The sequence below is a fragment of the Psychrobacter sp. SWN149 genome (genome assembly GCF_015864565.1).
In the GTDB taxonomy this organism is placed as follows: domain Bacteria; phylum Pseudomonadota; class Gammaproteobacteria; order Pseudomonadales; family Moraxellaceae; genus Psychrobacter.
In genome coordinates this window covers 61,127-79,531 of record NZ_JADYWX010000007.1, presented here as the reverse complement: position 1 = coordinate 79,531, position 18,405 = coordinate 61,127, and the positions used below count along the sequence as shown (strand labels likewise).

The 18,405-nt window shown below is 44.7% G+C and carries 18 protein-coding genes and 1 tRNA gene; 9 read left to right on the top strand and 10 right to left on the bottom strand.

Translation table 11 applies throughout. The annotated features are described in order from the left end of the window. Positions 1-355: 355 nt before the first annotated feature. The 10 genes from I6E86_RS11975 to gatC all read right to left on the bottom strand — a co-directional run bounded on the left by I6E86_RS11975 (position 356) and on the right by gatC (position 10,187). Positions 356-2,803, bottom strand: a complete 2,448-nt coding sequence (locus tag I6E86_RS11975) for a DUF927 domain-containing protein (RefSeq protein WP_197177638.1) — start codon at positions 2,801-2,803, stop codon at positions 356-358. 106 nt (positions 2,804-2,909) lie between these two features. Next, complete coding sequence (locus I6E86_RS11970; RefSeq protein ID WP_197177637.1) at positions 2,910-3,284, bottom strand: hypothetical protein; 375 nt, start codon at positions 3,282-3,284, stop codon at positions 2,910-2,912. Positions 3,285-3,551: 267 nt separating this feature from the next. Continuing rightward, positions 3,552-3,803, bottom strand: a complete 252-nt coding sequence (locus I6E86_RS11965) for a helix-turn-helix domain-containing protein (protein WP_197177636.1) — start codon at positions 3,801-3,803, stop codon at positions 3,552-3,554. A gap of 3 nt (positions 3,804-3,806) precedes the next feature. After that, entirely contained in the window at positions 3,807-4,097 is a 291-nt protein-coding gene (locus tag I6E86_RS11960) for a helix-turn-helix transcriptional regulator (protein WP_197177635.1), read from the bottom strand. Between the two features lie 148 nt (positions 4,098-4,245). After that, positions 4,246-5,028: a hypothetical protein gene (locus I6E86_RS11955; RefSeq protein WP_197177634.1), complete on the bottom strand. Its 783-nt coding sequence runs from the start codon at positions 5,026-5,028 to the stop codon at positions 4,246-4,248. 117 nt (positions 5,029-5,145) lie between these two features. Next, the gene (locus I6E86_RS11950) at positions 5,146-6,384 is read right to left on the bottom strand and encodes a tyrosine-type recombinase/integrase (RefSeq protein WP_197177633.1); all 1,239 of its coding nucleotides are present in this window, start codon (positions 6,382-6,384) and stop codon (positions 5,146-5,148) included. A 161-nt stretch (positions 6,385-6,545) separates the two neighbouring features. Further along, positions 6,546-6,622 (bottom strand) — tRNA-Pro (locus tag I6E86_RS11945). Between the two features lie 114 nt (positions 6,623-6,736). Further along, positions 6,737-8,263, bottom strand: a complete 1,527-nt coding sequence (gene gatB, locus I6E86_RS11940; protein ID WP_197177632.1) for an Asp-tRNA(Asn)/Glu-tRNA(Gln) amidotransferase subunit GatB — start codon at positions 8,261-8,263, stop codon at positions 6,737-6,739. Then, on the bottom strand, positions 8,263-9,759 hold the full coding sequence (gatA, locus tag I6E86_RS11935; protein WP_197177631.1) for an Asp-tRNA(Asn)/Glu-tRNA(Gln) amidotransferase subunit GatA: 1,497 nt from the start codon (positions 9,757-9,759) through the stop codon (positions 8,263-8,265). Before gatA ends, gatB begins: the two co-directional genes overlap by 1 nt. Before the next feature lie 116 nt (positions 9,760-9,875). After that, on the bottom strand, positions 9,876-10,187 hold the full coding sequence (gatC, locus tag I6E86_RS11930; protein ID WP_197177630.1) for an Asp-tRNA(Asn)/Glu-tRNA(Gln) amidotransferase subunit GatC: 312 nt from the start codon (positions 10,185-10,187) through the stop codon (positions 9,876-9,878). Positions 10,188-10,824: 637 nt separating this feature from the next. Between gatC and I6E86_RS11925 the strand changes: the two genes are divergently transcribed. From I6E86_RS11925 to rplW, 9 genes are all read left to right on the top strand, one after another. After that, the gene (locus I6E86_RS11925; RefSeq protein ID WP_194365154.1) at positions 10,825-11,853 is read left to right on the top strand and encodes a rod shape-determining protein; all 1,029 of its coding nucleotides are present in this window, start codon (positions 10,825-10,827) and stop codon (positions 11,851-11,853) included. A gap of 232 nt (positions 11,854-12,085) precedes the next feature. Continuing rightward, on the top strand, positions 12,086-12,943 hold the full coding sequence (gene mreC, locus I6E86_RS11920; RefSeq protein WP_197177629.1) for a rod shape-determining protein MreC: 858 nt from the start codon (positions 12,086-12,088) through the stop codon (positions 12,941-12,943). A gap of 117 nt (positions 12,944-13,060) precedes the next feature. Then, positions 13,061-13,546 carry a rod shape-determining protein MreD gene (gene mreD / locus I6E86_RS11915; protein ID WP_197177628.1) on the top strand — a complete coding sequence of 162 codons (486 nt, stop codon included), beginning with the start codon at positions 13,061-13,063 and terminating at the stop codon, positions 13,544-13,546. A gap of 71 nt (positions 13,547-13,617) precedes the next feature. Further along, positions 13,618-14,307 (top strand): Maf family protein, encoded by a 690-nt coding sequence (locus tag I6E86_RS11910; protein ID WP_197177627.1) that lies wholly within the window; start codon positions 13,618-13,620, stop codon positions 14,305-14,307. Between the two features lie 117 nt (positions 14,308-14,424). After that, a complete protein-coding gene (locus tag I6E86_RS11905) occupies positions 14,425-16,029 on the top strand; it encodes an Rne/Rng family ribonuclease (RefSeq protein ID WP_197177626.1) in 1,605 nt (534 codons plus the stop codon). A 407-nt stretch (positions 16,030-16,436) separates the two neighbouring features. After that, on the top strand, positions 16,437-16,748 hold the full coding sequence (gene rpsJ / locus I6E86_RS11900) for a 30S ribosomal protein S10 (protein WP_010196670.1): 312 nt from the start codon (positions 16,437-16,439) through the stop codon (positions 16,746-16,748). A gap of 48 nt (positions 16,749-16,796) precedes the next feature. After that, positions 16,797-17,435, top strand: coding sequence for a 50S ribosomal protein L3 (rplC, locus tag I6E86_RS11895; RefSeq protein ID WP_194365159.1), 639 nt, complete (start codon positions 16,797-16,799; stop codon positions 17,433-17,435). Positions 17,436-17,449: 14 nt separating this feature from the next. Then, positions 17,450-18,052, top strand: a complete 603-nt coding sequence (rplD, locus tag I6E86_RS11890; protein ID WP_197177625.1) for a 50S ribosomal protein L4 — start codon at positions 17,450-17,452, stop codon at positions 18,050-18,052. After that, positions 18,049-18,399, top strand: a complete 351-nt coding sequence (rplW, locus tag I6E86_RS11885; RefSeq protein ID WP_011279789.1) for a 50S ribosomal protein L23 — start codon at positions 18,049-18,051, stop codon at positions 18,397-18,399. The genes rplD and rplW overlap by 4 nt, the downstream gene beginning before the upstream one ends. Positions 18,400-18,405 lie beyond the last annotated feature (6 nt).

Genomic DNA, 18,405 nt, shown 5'->3' with positions numbered 1-18,405 from the left:
CAGTTTATTTTAGGGTCTTTTTGCTTCCACTTTTTTATGTTTTTGCTATTTTTGCTTCCAATATTTTTCACTAATACCATTAGAGTACAAACAGTAAAAAAGGCAGACGATAAACGCCTACCTTTGATTATTTTTGCTGTAACCTAGTTTTTTGTATGGGACAGACGGGACAAGCGGGACAGCCCCCATAGTTATTAGCTTTCAACCGTCCCGTTTATGTTTTTCACTACGGGACAGAACGGGACAGGATTGTTACAACATAACACCCTGTCCCGTTTGTACCGTTTCCGTTTTTGCTTTCGGGACAGCTCTACCCCTTACTGTGTAATAGCTGTCCCGTCTGTCCCATCGGTTTTTAAGGTTTACAACAAAGTATGTTAGCAGTAACCGCGTAAACAGACGGGCGAACCTTACCACTAAATAGAGTATTAGGGGTTTTATAAATTTTACGGTCACCCTGATTTGAAAGTAACAAGCCTGCTTCATCTAACACCTGCAATACTTTTCTTTTACTAAATGGCTCACATACGCTGTTGAAAGTTTCTTTAGAAAAATAATAGTCCCCTGTGTCCTCGTTGCGATAGCCCACACGGTTGGGTGTTCTTTCCTCAAAGTTGGGGCGGGTGCTGGTGGTCTGGAAACAAGTCTGAAAGCGACTTGCCCCATGCTGTTCAATAAACGACTGAATATGTTTGATGATTTGGCGCTGCTCATGCTCACCATCACGCCCATAGTTATCAAGCCAATTATCTAAGCACGTCATCACGGCTGTGGTTGCTTGCCCTACTTGCCAGCCTGTGATGTCTGCCTGAGTTGCCATCTCGCCAGCGGCAGCCACAATAGCGAACCGTTTAGCCACTCTATGCGCTTGTGGAGCAAGGTCTGTGTATTGGCTCATAAAATCAGTGACAAGCCCTCTAGCGGTGGCTGTGGTCGCTGCCTTGTCAGTGGTGATATGTTCAAGCCATGCTATGCCAGCCACACCATGATAAGCGTGTGATAGCTCGTTGATCTTATCGGCTTGGGCTGAGCCCGTGGGTGCCAATACCAAACTATCAAAAGTCTTTAAACCTTTGCCAGCATCAGCATCTATATGTGCTACCCGAACCTCAATACCTGCATTGGTTTTCTGTCCTGCTTGCGCCATGATGTTTTGCAGCGACTCTTCACCATTGGATAAAAAAATAATGCGCCATTCTTTGGCTATGCGGTTGTGTCCTGTAGTCGTGCTACGTCCTTTACCTTGACCATTACCTAGCATATAAACGGCTTTTCCTACTATTTTGGGGGCACATTCGCTCATCTCATCGAGAGGCAAGAAGCTGTCGTTATGCTCGCTTGCTGTGCCCTCAAGTGCGTTATCAGTGCTGCGCCATGTCTTAACATACTTATCAGGATTACCCCATACACTAGCAGCCAACTTAAGCGATAAAGATTTACCCATGCTTGATGAGCCTAAAAGGTGAAAACCACCCCCGTCAGATTCTAATAGCGCGAGTAATTGACCAGCAAATGCGCAAGCAATAGAGAAAACAAAACGGCTTTGCTCTGCTAGTGGTCTGCATAACTCATCACGCCATTGGGCTAATGTCCCTTGCTGGGCTAGGGTGCTGTTAATGCTATTTGCAGACTGATAGACAATAAGTTCTTTACCATCACCACCGATAGCGCCATTAGGTAAGATATATTGCTCACCGTCCCAGCCTAGTCTATCGACACACCGCGCGCGTTTGTAGATTGGATAATCTTGTAAGTAAGCGTCTAAGTAGCTGCGCTGTTTGGGGTTGGTAGTAATGTTCAAGCCTTGACTGGCTAATTCTTTGCGGTATTCACGGGCATCACCTTGCAATAAAGATAACGGCATTGCCCATTTATGCAGCTCGTTATCATCATCACGCCACTGTAATAACCGCCCCCATGTACCGCTGCTTATGTCCCGTGTCTTAGCGATAATCTCAATGGGTGAACACACAAACGCCTTAAACTTAAAAGTAATGTTTGATGGGTCATCATCGTTATACTTCACGAAAAATAGCCCATCGTGGTATAGCTCAAAACGCCCATCACTGTAGGTCATCGGTTCATTCAGCTGGGGGTCATCGCGCCATTCAGGATAATAGGCAGTATCTTGTAAGTTGATTAGCTGGGTGTCATCAGCTGCCAGTATGGCTTCATAGCTGTCATCTTGTAGCATAGTGACGATATGAGCCACAGTAACCAATGCTCGCGCCCTCACACCTGCCAGCTGGTTCATCATGCCTTTGTCATCAAGTGTCATCGGTACGGTAACAAGTGAACCGCTGCTCCAGTGCTGCACCATCTTTTTAAGGCATTGTTTTGTTTTGTGAGGGCTAATGATGATCGTTTTATCACTAGCCATTAGATGCATATAAATATCAATACCATCATCTAGGTTATCAAGTGCTATCACCTCATTGGCTTTGTTAGTGTCACCAATGACGATAGCGCCATAACCTGTAGGATCAATGACAATAGGCTTTGCTTTGCTGTTTGGTGTGTGGAATACCGCGCCTACTGTATCGCCTTGTTTGTTGGTAATTGCTAGTGCTATCGTGCCAGCTGTCGCTTCGGTTTTGCCAATATCATCACCATGATATATAGTAGTATCACCTGTAACAAATAGCAGTTGTTCAGGTTCTATCATGCTGCATAGCTTGGTTAAGAATGGATCGTTTGCCAGTTGTTCCTCTGTAGCTGGCTTGCAACCTTGTAAGAGAGTATTAGCGCCCATGTTGTCCGCATGGGCTTTTTTATTGTCCATCGTTTGTGGTGTGGTGGTCATCTAGTCCCCCTTGCTTGCGACTGATTCGGCTGGCGTGTGGCTCTGTACTTTTTATAGTAGCTCTTACGCTTGGCGTGCTTACGGCTTTGCTTTGGTGGGTAGCTTCTCACCGTGGTACCTCTTTGCCGTAACGAGTCAATGCTAAGGTTTGATTGGTTTTCTCTAATCTGGCATTTAATAGATTTATCCATGTATTGACAGAGTCATTTGTTAAACGTGACATGGTTACAACGGTATGTGGTGGTATCTTGGCGTAGTGAACAAGCGCTAGCAGATGCCCAATATCATTCAATACAGTGACCACGCCTTCGATATCACAGGCAATATCTGATAGATCATGTGCTGATAAGACAACGACTTCTCTGTCGTTATCAGTGGTCGTGTCGATTATTTTATGCTGGCTAGTTTGACTGATAGACAAGGCGTTATCAGGTAAGCCGCTAAGAGCTTCTAGCTTGGTTTTATTGTCATTCCTACTCATGGCTTGATATCTCCACTGCAGGCAGTGAGATAAGTTGTACTATGATATCCGCGCTTAAATCGCTTGCGTGTTCGCTGATAACGAATAAGGCAGATCTTATAGCTATTATCATAGCCTTTGATTCTGGATCATCAACTTTAATGAGATTCAGTGTATCGGCTAGCCTGTCACAATCGTTGGAATAGTCTTGAATGTGGTCGTTTGCTACTGACAGCATTTGACCATGGCGTGTGAGGAGATGGGATTCTAAGATTTTCAAAGACTGACTCATACTGTCACCTCGTCATTATTAGTGGTCGGCTGATCTATCCAATATCGTTTAAATCTCTTTCCATTCTGTTTGATTACTTTATCTCTTATAGGAACTCCTGCGGCACGCAATTCACTTATGCGACGTAGAGAGCTAGTCATGCTATATAAATGGTAGGCTTGCATGTTTGATAAAGTTTGACCTGCCAGCATATGACTCATTATTATCTGACTATGAGTTGGTTGCTTATTTTTTGGTGAGTTATTCATGGCTTACACCTCACTACTAATAGCAGAGGCTGGGTTGTTTAGCCAATCGATCACATCAGAATTACGCCATGCAGTCATAGTAGGTGAGAGCTTCACAGGAGCTGGGAAAAGCCCGTTGCGTGACCATGCCCATAAAGTACTGCTACCAAACGGTAGAAAAGGTAATAGTTGGGTGGCACGGCTCATGCCTTGTGTTGGCAAATGCTTAATAGAAGTGATTGTTGGTTCGGTGCTGCTAGATGTGTTATCAGTGAAAGCGATAACTGGATTGTCTATATTTATGTGGTCTGTCATATTAATGACTCCATACTATGCGCCACTACGGTGTGTAATAGCTTGTATGGGTCATCTTATTGGTTGGATTGAAATAGGAGAATACTTATGCGTGCATAGAATGATTGATACGTGCATAGAGTATTCGATGCATGCATACGACAATCTATTATGAGAAATTCCCCTTATCAGCTTCACTCAATAGACGAAATACAGTTGGAAACGAAGGTTTTTTATCTGTATCAATATACTGCTTAATATATGTAGCTGCATCAGTATAAGTACTAAATTCTTTATCTTTCATTATTTTAAGATATTTCTTTTTACGCTTCTTTTTTTCTTCTCTGTGTGGCTGCCATCTTGTGTCAGATGCTTTTTTATTCATTCCAGAGAATTTCTTTTTATACTGATCAATAAACACTACATTTTTAAAGACCATCTGTGCTTGGCACTCTCTGCAAAATTCACTCAGCTGTATAGCTACGTAATAATTTTCATTACTAAAAGCGAATATTGCCATTTCTCTATATGCTATTACTAAAGATGCCCACCAAATCGGATAGCCCTTAAAAATACTATTTTTTTCAAATGATAAAAGAGCGAGTTCTTTGTGCTTTTTTGGAAGAAAGTCATCTAAAAGATCATTGATACCCTCATCAGCGCTATCTACTGTTGAGAAGTCAACGTTATGAATATTCTTAGATATATATTGTTTTATATCTTGTTCAATATTGTTCATTAGTTCTATATGTGCTTTATTGATTGAAATATTCTTTACAATCCCCTCAGAATAGTTTGAATAAAGCAGTGTGTTAGGCTCTAAAGATGTTGTATCACCAAAGATTGACCACGCTACTATTTCATTTATCGGATAACGGAGATTCAGCTTCATCGTTACATATAGACTTTTATTAACATCATCCATAGTAAATTTTTCAGCTTCATTACTCATAATCACAACCAAACACCCTTGAGTGAAAATAGGTGCAAGGCGGTGACAGCGTAAGGGTGTGAATAGCTATCGTTCGGTTAATTAGTCCTAGCCTTGCATGGTCGTTACGGCATGATATTAGCCATGCTTTTGTGTTTGTTGTTTAAAGTCTGCACGGATCAAGTTATCCATTTTGCCAGCATAAGCGTCGTCGATAAATTTTGCCCAGTGACACATCATGTTCGTTCTATAGGGGAGGTGTTGTGCCCCGTTGTAAGCTTTACTTATCTTGTTCTCTTTCTCATGTGCTAGCTGTAGCTCTATAGCTTCGTGCATGAACTCTTGCTCATGTAGGGTAGTGCTGGCAAGCCCACGGAAGCCATGACCTGTCATTCGTCCCTTATAGCCCATGCGCCATAAGGCAGTGATAAAAGCATTAGTACTATATGGCTTACGGGTTGATGGATTAAAGAATACATATTTGTCCGAAAACCCCAGCGCCTTGATTTTTTCTAATATTGCCATTGTTTGCGGGGCAAGCGGTACTAAGTGCGGTCTATCCATTTTCATTTTGTCGGCTGGTATGCGCCATACGTTAGCTTTGTAATCAATCTCTGCCCATTCCATCTGTCTAAGCTCTTGAGTTCTTACAAACGTATAGCATAGAAACCATAAGCCTGATTTCACTAAGATGTCGCCGTCATAGTCTTCTATATCTTGTAGTAGTTTCGGTAATTGCTGGCTAGTTATACGGCTGTGATGTTTAACCTTATGTGGTTGTAACGCTTCGGTTAGGTCATTGGCTGGATTATGAGTTATTAAGCCTTCACGTATTGCTTGTTTGAATATCTGCCCTGTTTGACGTATTGCCCGCCGCGCCATGTCGGTAGCACCTCTTGCTTCTATAGATTTACCTATAGCTAAAATATCAGGCGCGTTTATATCATCTATGTTTAAGTGACCAATGGCGGGCTTTATATCTCGTTGGTACTGTGAGTAGTCACGGCTGTAGGTGGTATGAGCAATATGTGCTTTACGAGCATCATGCCAGCGTTGCGCTATGGCATCGAAGGATTTCGTACAGTCAGTATCAGACAGCAAGCGCTTTTTTTCTTGCTTAGGATTAATACCTTGTCCTATTAAATCCTTTATTTGTTGGTTGTGCTGTCGAGCATCGGCTAAACCCATAGAAGGATATTTACCAATAGTCAGGCTTTGGCGCTTGTCTGCGTATTTATAGTCGCTTACCCACACCTTGCTACCAGTATGACGAACCCATAGGCGAAGGTTATTACCGTCGCTATATTTGTCAGGTCGGCTGGGTGTACAAGCCTCAGAAGGCTTAAGACGTTTGATTTGACTATCGGTTAAAGACATGACGGTATATTTCCATGAAGGAATAAAATATACCGTAGAATATACCGCGTTTTTACACGGATAGCCACGTATTAAGGCGGTGGGTCATGGAGGAGGGTTTATCTATAAGCTATAAAAATAAAGGGCTGACGGTCAATGACGGTCAGCCCTAATATTATGTTTGGTCGGAACGGCAGGATTTGAACCTGCGACCACTACACCCCCAGTGTAGTGCGCTACCAGACTGCGCTACGCCCCGAGTGACTGACTATTTTACGCAAAATTATGCATATTGCAAGGGCTATTTATAGTAGCCAAAATCTATCACATTATTTTGCCTATTACAGTCAGCTGAACCAACCAGTAGCTTACCTTAACCCAATAATTCTTTTAGGATTTGGTTCACTTGCTGCGGATTGGCACTACCGCGACTGGCTTTCATGACTTGACCGACTAGACCATTAAAGGCTTTTTCTTTACCGCCGCGATACTCATCAACCATCGCTTGGTTTTTCCCAATGACGTCTTCAACGATGGCTTTGATAGCACCAGTGTCAGTTTCTTGCTTGAGGCCTTTTTCTTCAATGATCTTATCGGCTGCATCATCAGCATCGCCGCCTTCGCGCTCGTATAGAGCACTAAAGACTTTCTTGGCCAGTTTGCCAGATAGCGTATCGTCTTTGATACGTTTTAGCATACCCGACAATTGCTTGGCGCTGATAGGGGAGTCGATGATGTCTTTGTCATCTTTATTCAGAGCGCCGAGCAAATCACCCATGACCCAGTTGCCTGCCATTTTGGCATCTGATTGTCCCACTTCAGCGACCACATCTTCGAAGTAATCGGCAATTTGACGACTACCAGTGAGGATACGAGCATCATATTCTGACAGACCAAGCGCTTCTTCGAAACGTGCACGACGGGCTACAGGTAGCTCAGGCATGGCCGCTTTAATCGCATCGACCGTATGCTGCTCGATACGGACAGGTAGCAGATCAGGATCAGGGAAATAGCGATAGTCGTTGGCGTCTTCTTTGGTACGCATCACACGAGTTTCATCGCGCTCTGGATCATATAGCATCGTCGCTTGGACAACTTTGCCACCGTCCTCTAAGATATCGATTTGACGCTCGATTTCACGGTTGATGGCACGTTCGATAAAGCGGAACGAGTTTAAGTTTTTAAGCTCGGTACGTGTACCAAGCTCATCACCTGGTCTGCGCACAGAGACGTTACAATCACAGCGGAACGACCCTTCTGCCATGATGGCATCTGAGATACCCAGCCAAGTGACCAACTGATGAATCGCTTTGATGTAGGCAAGTGCTTCATGAGCAGAGCGCATATCAGGCTCAGAGACGATTTCAATCAGCGGTGTACCAGCACGATTGAGATCGACGCCCGTCATACCATCGACGGCATCATGCACAGATTTACCAGCATCTTCTTCCAAATGCGCGCGGGTGATACCCATACGTTTAGGATATTCGTTCTTTTCTCCTTCATTGACTACGACATCGATGTAACCTTCACCCACGATAGGGTTGGCCATCTGAGTGATTTGATAGCCTTTCGGCAGGTCAGGGTAAAAGTAGTTTTTGCGATCAAATGTATTAAACAGACCCAATTCAGCATTGACACCAATGCCGAACTTTAACGCGCGATCGACCACGCCAGCATTTAGCACTGGCAACACACCAGGCAAGCCCAAATCGACGATGCTAGCTTGGCTGTTTGGCTCGTGACCGAAGTCAGTCGGTGCACTTGAGAATATCTTACTTTCAGTATTAAGCTGGCAGTGAATCTCGATGCCGATGACGACTTCATAACCATCAACGAACAGTTCTTTACGCACGGCATGCTCGCGGACGGCATTGTTATCAGTAGTAGCTGTACTCATTATACCGTCTCCTTTGCGATGGCAGAGTGCTGTAGATGATGATCCGTATGCTGCTGGAACAGATGCGCGGTCGTGAGCAGTTGACTCTCTTGCCAGTGCTTACCGATTAATTGCAAGCCAATTGGTAGACCGTCTGAGGTCAAACCGACTGGTTGGCTAAGCGCAGGCAGACCCGCTAAGTTGACCGCGATGGTATAAACATCGCCTAAGTACATGGTCGCAGGATCAAGGTTGTCGCTTAATTTATAGGCAGCAGTTGGTGCAGTTGGACTGGCAATCACATCACAGCTCGCAAATGCTTCATCGAAGTCTTTTACGATTAAGCGGCGGATTTTCTGTGCCTTAGTATAGTAAGCATCGAAGTAGCCTGCCGAGAGCGCATAAGTGCCGGTTAAGATACGACGCTGTACTTCAGGACCAAACCCTTCAGAACGTGAACGCGTGTATAGATCAATCAGATCCGTTGGGTTCTCACAGCGATAGCCAAAGCGTACGCCATCGAAACGTGACAGATTAGATGATGCTTCTGCAGGGGCTAGCATATAGTAAGTAGCAAGCGTGATTTCAGGATCAGTGATGTTCACTTCTACAATGGTCGCGCCCAGCTCTTCGTACTTCTTCAGAGCGGCACGTGCTGCTTGTTCAACTTCGCTATCAAGCCCTGTACCGAAGTATTCTTTAGCCACACCGATACGCAAGCCAGCAAAAGGTTTGTCACCAGCAGCGGCTTCTGCATCATTGATGTCTTGTACGTAGTCAGGCATGTCATATTTGATAGAAGTCGCATCGCGTGGATCATGACCAATCATTGGCTGTAGCAAATAAGCACAATCTTTAGCACTGCGTCCCATGCTACCAGCTTGATCCAGACTTGAAGCGTAGGCAATCATACCAAAGCGTGACACTCGGCCATAAGTAGGCTTAATACCCGTTAAGCCGCAGAATGAAGCAGGTTGACGAATAGAGCCACCCGTATCACTACCAGTCGCGACAGGGACGAAGCCAGCGGCAACAGCGGCAGCACTACCACCTGATGAGCCACCAGGGACACGTTCTAGGTTCCAAGGGTTTTGTACTGTGCCGTAGTATGAGCTACTGTTGTCTGAGCCCATCGCAAACTCATCCATATTGAGCTTACCCAAGCTAATCATGCCTGCTTTATCGATGTTAGAAACGATAGTCGCGTCATAAGGCGACACAAAGTTATGCAGCATCTTTGAGCCACAAGTGGTTAGCACGCCTTGGGTACAAAAGATGTCTTTGTGTGCCATAGGGACGCCGAGTAGGGGACGTTGATCGCCCTGTGCACGCATCTCATCTGCTGCTTTTGCTTGTGCGCGTGCAGTCTCAGAGGTATGAGTGATAAAGCTGTTAATCTTGCTGTCTAGCGCATCGATACGCTTAATATAGTGTTCGGTTAATTCCGCGCTGCTAAATTGTTTGTCTTGTAAGCCCGTAATAAGCTGCTGGGTACTTAATAGATGAAGTTCAGACATAAGGTGTCGTCCGTCAAAATGTGAATAACAAAAGTAAAATGAGATAGAGGTCACAATAGCGTTCATTGGCTATTTAATAAGCGATCACTTAAAATAGGCGACTGTATAATAAGTCGCTATTCGATTACTTGCGGTACGAGATACAAGCCTTCTTCAACCGCTGGGGCAACTGACTGATTACGCTCGCGATTGATATTGTGTTCGGCCACGTCAACACGCAGTTCTTGGCAAGCTTCATGGATATTCGCTAGTGGCTTGATGTCTGTAGTATCGACATTGGATAGCGTATGCATGAGTTTTAATACTTTACTGATATCATCGGCATAACTGTCGGCAGTACTTTCATCGACACCTAAGCGTGCAAGGTTGGCCACTTCTAGGATTTCTTCACGGCTGACATGATCAGACGCTGCTGGTTGCTGAGACATGGTTTCTCCAGTTAAGGACAGTTTTTGTTAGAGTAATGAATGGCGAAAACGAAAATACATGAGCCTTAAAACAAAATTGGCTACAGAGTTGGCTTATTATAAAGCATCTGACCCAAGTTTACAGAACATGACGCTTGATTGATGCACAATATCAACCAATACATATTAGTGGTGCAAAGTATCAGTCAATAAGCAGAAATGCACAAAGATTTGCAAAACTGACCCTATAATTCATGATTGATTTTCAATTGCGCCCCAATTAGGTTCTAAAATACGTTACAGTATGCACCTGCTACTAAGTAAAACCATTATCTGCTTGTAGAGCCTTGTTAGTTATAGAATTAAATGATGTTCCATTGAGTTGAATGATAGTCCCTACTATTTCAAACTTTGTAACAACTTTTATCGTCTCAGACAAAAATCCTTACTTACTGATGCAAATACCTATGTTTTTTTTGAGCTAAATCGGTATAATTTAGCTCAGTTTTTTCATTTCATCATTATTGCTTAGGTTTGACTGGTTGCGATGCGTTATTTTCGTGATCGTTGATGTCTAACGACGACCTGCTAAACACTGACGAGTAACACTTTAGTCAATCTCATTCGCCTCATTCGTAAGACGCTGGATATATTAGTCATGAACCTGTTTGGATTTTTATCAAATAATATCGCTATCGACCTCGGTACTGCGAACACCCTCATTTTTATTCCTAATAAAGGCGTCGTGCTTGACGAGCCTACGGTAGTCGCATTGCGAAGCAACCGTACTCAAAACCCGACCGTCGCAGCTGTCGGTATTGATGCCAAGCAGATGCTGGGTCGTACGCCTGCCAACATCACCGCGATTCGCCCGTTAAAAGACGGCGTGATTGCAGATTTTGAAGTCACGCAAAAAATGCTGAAGCATTTTATTGCAAAAGTAAAAGCCAAGCGTTTTATGGCACAGCCTAATGTGGTGGTTTGTGTACCATGCAAGTCTACGTTGGTTGAGCGTAAAGCGATTCGTGAAGCGGTCTCATCAGCAGGCGCAAGTAAAGTGCTGCTATTAGAAGAGCCAATGGCGGCAGCGATTGGCGCAGGCTTGCCAGTTCATGAGGCCAGTGGTTCTATGGTAGTCGATATCGGTGGTGGTACGACTGAGATTGCGGTTATCGCACTGTCGGGCTGTGTCTACGCTGAGTCGATTCGCATTGGTGGCGACATGTTTGATGAAGCCATTATCACGCATGTACGCCGTACCCACGGTTGTGTCATCGGTGAAACGACGGCAGAGCGCATCAAAAAAGAAGTCGGCTCTGCATTGAATGAAGACAGCCAACTAGAAGTTGAAGTTCGTGGTCGCAGTATGGCAGAAGGTGTGCCAAAGACATTCACTGTTAATTCAGAAGAAGTGCAAAAAGCCTTGGCCGATCCATTAAGCGGCATCGTGAGTGCGGTAAAAGTAGCACTTGAGCAAACGCCGCCAGAGTTGTCGTCAGACATCGCTGAGCGCGGTATTGTACTGACTGGTGGTGGCGCATTATTGCGTGACCTAGATAAGCTTATCTCACAAGAGACTGGCCTACCAGTGACTGTGGCAGAAGACCCATTGACCTGCGTCAGCCGCGGTGGTGGTATTGCGCTTGATTTCATCAATAACAAAAGCTTAAACATGATTTTTGTCTAATCAGTTTCGCTTAAATGGTGTTTGCTTATCACGACTTTGTTATTGCTGTAGACTTTGCAGTATCGATCCGTCGCTCGCAATGTCATGTGCTTATAAAGATATAAAATTAAAGGTAGCCGATTGTGCTGCCTTTAATTGCATTAATCCATGCTAGAACCCAATGTCCTCGATAAACACTCATGCTATAAATAAGTGCTATTGCTCATTTTAGATCTTTTAAATTAGACACCTTATGACTCCAAGTATTTTTGCGCGCCAAGCATTATCACTTCGTAAGACTGCCATCGTCTTGATAGCAGCCTTAATACTGATGTGGTTTGATAGCAAAAATTCAGAGTGGTTCAATCCTATACGTAGCACCAGTCATGCCGCTATGCAGCCCATCTATGAGTTGTCGCTCTTACCGAGCTATGCCAAGCACTGGGCGAGTGGTAGCTTGCAGTCAAAAGAAGCACTGCGCCGCGAAAACATGCAATTAAAGTCGCAGCTGATTCATGCGCACGCCAAGCTGCAACAGCAAGACTATATCTTGGCACAAAACGCCCGCCTGCAAGGTATCTTATCGACCACCAAGCCTGAGCAGTTTGATCTTAATTTGGCTCAAGTCATTGGTACAGACACCAATTTGCTCCGCCAGATTGTGGTGCTAAACAAAGGTGCGCAAGACGGTGTGCAAGTTGGACAGACTGTGATTGATGAAAATGGCGTTTTGGGTCAGATCATCAATGTCTACCCTAATACCAGCCGTTTGCTACTGATTACGGATGAGCAGCAGTCGGTTGCGGTTACGGTCAAACGCACAGGTCAGCGAGCCATTGTCACAGGAGAAGGTATTCCAACATCCTTGAGTCTAAACTATGTTTTTAAGACCTCCGATGTGCGTGTGGGTGATGAGCTTGTATCCTCAGGGCTAGGCGGCCGTATTCCAGCAGGCTATCGCGTCGGTCGCATCGCTCATGTTAGAGATGGGCAAGCTGACAATTTCAGAAGCATCGAAGTCACGCCAGCAGCAAACTTCGTTGATAATGCTTATGTGTTGATACTTCAAGATAAGCTTTTAGAGCAAGACAACACATCAATTGTGCCTTAATCTCATTGCATAACGCCTCGCTGGTCAATACCGAGTCATCTGCTCACCAAATCGTAATACCTGTAAATCCCTAACCAATCAAACTATCAGTCACCACACTCGCTAAGGTAAGTACTCATGTCGTATCCTGATTCTGAGAATGCAACAGGACTATTGATTGTCGTGATTGCCTTGAGCTTTATTATTGCGTCATCACTCAGTGTCTATCCACTCAGCCCAAGTATGGCTGTGCTGCGCCCTATGGTCATGATTATGGTGCTGATTTTTTGGTTACTGTTTCAACCGCGCTATGTCGGTATTTTTACCGCATTTACCATTGGGCTTATCGCTGATTTGTTGATGGACACTCACCTAGGGCAGCAAGCCTTTGCGGCTGTTGTGGTTGCACTGGTTGTCAAAATCACGAGTGTCTATGTCAGGCAGCTCAGTACGGGCAGTGCTTGGTTTATCGCCAGTCTAGGATTGGTCGTTTTTCAGCTAACGCTGTGGATGCTACAGATGTTTGTACAAAATATTTTTGTGACAAAGTCTGCGTTTTCATTGATCATCAGTATCATCAGCTGGCCAATCATATTGCTGTTCTTACGCAAGTTTGCGCGTTAATCACTCAGCTATCATTAGCACCATAGCTAGCGAGTACCGGTACCCTATATTTATTTATTGAGAGAGTCGTCATGAAGGTTATCCTAGCATCTGGTTCGCCACGCCGCCGTGAGCTATTAGAAAGAGTGCAGCTAGATTTTACCATCTTGAGCGTCGATGTTGATGAGACATGGCACAATGATGAATCACCAACAGACTATATCGAGCGCATGGTCGCTACCAAAGCCAATGCTGCTATACAGCAATTAAATCAGACCACAAACAGCAATCAAGATGGCGCGACATCTTGCATGATTTTGACCTCTGATACTATTGGTGTACTGGCAGATGGTAAGACGGTATTGGTCAAACCAACCGATCGTGAGCATGCCTATACGATGTGGCAGCAGATGTCTGATACCGAACACGAAGTATGGACAGCCGTACAAGCGACTCTAGTAGCGTTAGACTGCACATCAGGCAGTACATCAGATAACGCCTCAGAATGTGATTCAGTTTTTCAAATGATTGACCAACAGCACATTCTTGAGCGCACTTCAGTGACTTTTATCGCATTGACACAAGCGATGATGAGCGACTACTGGGACAGTGGAGAGCCAGCTGACAAAGCGGGTGGTTATGGGATTCAAGGTTTAGGCGCTGCTTGGGTTAGTCGTATCAATGGTAGCTATACCAATGTGGTTGGATTACCACTGGCGCAGACACTGGCGCTTATCAAAGACATAACCCCAGACAGTGAAAAGTCAGTAAACTCGTTATAGTGAGATATGCACATAATGACACGGTAGGCTGATGGGCAAGAGCCAAGCGCATTTGTTACACTGTCACTCTAATAGACGATGAACGTCTAATAAAAAGCTAAGAGATAAGAGAAAACTATGTCCGAAGAGCTGCTGATTAATATTAGTCCAATGGAATCCCGCGTTGCTGTTTTAGACAACGGTATTTTGGGCGAGATCTATATTGAGCGACATCACAAGCTGGGGTTGGTCGGCAATATTTATTTGGGCACAGTCGTTCGTGTCCTTCCAGGTATGCAAGCAGCTTTTGTTGATATCGGTCAGTCACGGACAGCGTTTTTGCACGTCAATGATATGCAGAGACTACCTCGTCCAGTGGCAGAAAATAAAAACAAAGCTGCCAAAGGTGCTAATAAGGACATTGATAGTGGCGACGCTATCCTAGCGACAGCTGATGAGAGCTTGGCAATGATGCCGCCAGTCGTCAGCACGCAAAGTTCTGAGATCATCCCTGTGTCCAAGACACTGATTCAGCACCGTTTGCATGAGAGTCAGCGTATCTTGGTACAAGTGACCAAAGACCAGTTGGGCAGTAAAGGCGCGCGTTTAACGACCAATATCTCGCTACCATCACGCTATCTGGTATATTTGCCATCGAGCGAACATATCGGTATCTCGCAACGTATCGATGGTGAAGAAGAGCGTACCCGCTTAAAAACAGAGCTTAGCAGCTTGATGCAGACCGTCAACCTAAAAGGCGGGCTGATCGCTCGTACCGCCGCTGAGCGTGTCCCTGTCGATAAGCTCGAAGAAGACATCTATTACCTACTACAGCTGTGGCGTACCATCTGTGCCCGTCGTCAAGAGATCACTCATCACCAAAGCTCAGAGCTTATCTATCAAGAGCTGGCTCTACCGCTGCGCTCTATTCGTGACTTGGTTCATGCCGATACCGAAAAGGTGATCGTTGATAATGCGCAAATCTATGAGCAAGTCAGATCCTTTGCCAAAGAATTCGTGCCTTTTGTCTATGATCGAATCGTGCACTATACTGCAGAACAGTCTCTCTTTGATGTGCACCGTGTTGAGGATGATTTACGTGATGCGTTAAAACGCCGCGTTGATCTAAAGTCGGGTGGTTACCTGATTATCGATCAGACCGAAGCAATGACCACGATTGATGTCAATACCGGCTCTTTTGTAGGCGGCCGATCGCTAGAAGACACGGTCTACAAAACCAATCTAGAAGCCACACATGCCATTGCCCGTCAGCTACGTCTGCGTAATCTGGGCGGCATTATTATTCTAGATTTTATCGATATGTTAGAGCAGCAGCACAAAGATGATGTGTTAGAGAGTCTACAGTCGCAGCTCACCCAAGACTATGCAAAAACCAAGATTACGCAGGTTAGTGAGCTTGGCTTGGTAGAGATGACCCGTAAGCGTACCCGAGAGTCACTGGGCCAGCAGCTCTGTGAGCCTTGTTCAACCTGTCAAGGACGCGGCTTTGTTAAAACGGCCGAAACCGTCTGCTTTGAGATATTTCGTGAGATCATGCGCTGCGCTCGTACTTATAACTCTCCCAAAAAGTTCACTGTCGTGGCACATGCCGCTGTCATTGATTTACTGCTAACCTCAGAATCTGACACAGTGGCAGACTTAGAGTATTTGCTTGGCAGAGTCATTACCTTCGACGTAGAAAACCTTTATACGCAAGAGCAGTATGATATTGTGCTAGATTGATTTTATTAAATAGAATAAGTCGGTTTTTATAAGGTTAGCTTATCTAAGAAGTTACCTTAATTACTTGATATCTTTAGTCGTTCTAGATATTGCCCTTGCAATCGGTAGAATACTATGTATAATATACACCACTGAATTATATATGCGCAGCTGAATAAAAAAGCTGGCGCTATGACAGCCAGAGCATCGTTTCTGGCACTATTTCATTATGCCTTTGCTGCTTTCCAATTATAGGAGGGTCGGCGGGGCTTTAAACTATTTTGCTTTTGGCACGCTACAAGTTCGGATAAAGAACTCATTCTGGTTAAGAACAGAAGGCCGCTTTAAGTGAATATTTAACCAAACTGCTTTTGATCATGATCTTGCAACGCAAGAATGACGAAAGCACATATTAGGAGCTTGCTGGCATGGCTAACCAGAGAATCCGTATCCGTCTTAAGTCTTTTGATCATCGTCTGATTGATCAATCTGCACAAGAGATCGTTGATACTGCAAAGCGCACCGGTGCGCAAGTTTGTGGTCCTGTACCGTTGCCGACTCGCATTGAGCGCTTCAACGTTCTAACTTCACCACACGTAAACAAAGACGCTCGTGATCAGTACGAAATTCGTACCCATAAGCGTATGGTTGACATCGTGCAACCTACCGACAAAACTGTGGATGCGCTAATGAAGCTTGACTTGGCGGCGGGTGTTGACGTTCAAATTGCTTTGGGTTAATGCACATAAACACCCAACCCATTAATATAAGATATAAAGAGGTCTAAAATGGCGATCGGTTTAGTCGGTAAAAAATGCGGCATGACCCGTGTCTTCACTGAAACAGGTGCTTCTATCCCTGTAACAGTGGTTGAGATCAGTGCTAACCGCATTACTCAAGTAAAAAATACTGATGTAGATGGCTATCAAGCCATCCAAGTTACCACAGGTACCCGTCGTGACAGCCGCGTAACAGCAGCTCAAAAAGGTCACTTCGCTAAAGCTGGCGTTGCCGCTGGTCGTGGTGTTTGGGAATTTCGTGCCAACGAAAGCGATCTTGAAGGTCGTGAGATTGGTGGCGAGATTCTAGCTGACTTGTTCGAACAAGGTCAGATGGTTGATGTGACAGGAAACAGTAAAGGTAAAGGTTTCCAAGGTCCTGTAAAGCGTCACAACTTTAGTATGCAAGATGCTACTCATGGTAACTCAGTGTCTCATCGTGCACATGGTTCAACTGGTCAAAACCAGTCACCAGGTAAAGTATTCAAAGGCAAAAAGATGGCGGGTCAGATGGGTAACAAACGTGTTACTGTTCAAGGCCTAGAAGTGATTTCGGTTGATGCCGAAAAAGGGTTACTTGTCATCAAGGGTGCTATCCCAGGTGCCACCGGTGGCGATGTTATCGTACGTCCGTCAGTCAAAGCCTAAGCAAGGGGATTAACGTGGATTTAAAAACAGTTACAGGTGCTGCGGTTGAGCTTTCTGATACGGCATTTGGTCGTGAATTCAACGAAGCACTAGTGCATCAAGTCGTCACCGCTTATTTAGCTGGTGCTCGCCAAGGTACACGCGCACAAAAAACCCGTGCCGAAGTTTCTGGCGGTGGTATTAAGCCATGGCGCCAAAAAGGTACTGGTCGCGCTCGTGCGGGCTCTATTCGTAGCCCAATCTGGCGTGGGGGCGGTCGTGCATTCGCGGCTAAACCACAAGATTGGTCACAGAAAGTTAACCGTAAGATGTATCGCGGTGCAATGCAGTGCATCCTAGCCGAATTGATTCGCCAAGAGCGTCTAATTTTGGTTGAAGAGCTAAGCGTTTCTGGTCCAAAGACCAAAGAGCTGATTGCAAAGTTAAATGAGCTTGGTGCACCTCGTGCCTTGATCGTCACTAAAGAAGTTGACGAAAACTTATACTTAGCTGCTCGCAACATCCCACATGTCAATGTACTTGGTACAAGTGAAGTGGATCCAGTGAGCTTGATTGCTTTTGATAAAGTAATCATGTCAGTTGAAGCTGCGAAACAATTTGAGGAAGCACTAGCATGAATAACGCAAGACTTTATCAGATCCTAAGAGGACCTGTATTCTCAGAGAAATCTCAAATGCTTGGCGACTCACTTGGTGTGCAGGTATTTAAAATTGACTCTAAGGCTACTAAGCTTGAAGTTAAAAAAGCAGTTGAGATGATGTTTGAAGGTGTTGAAGTTTTAAAAGTAAACACTTTGAATGTTAAAGGTAAGACAAAGCGTTTTGGTAAAAGTATCGGCCGTCGTAATGACTACAAAAAAGCCTATGTTACCTTAAAAGCTGGTCAAGATGTACAAATGGCTGATGCTGGTGAAGAGGTCGCTAATACGACTGCTTCTACTAGTGAAACAGCGAATAACGAATAAGGATTA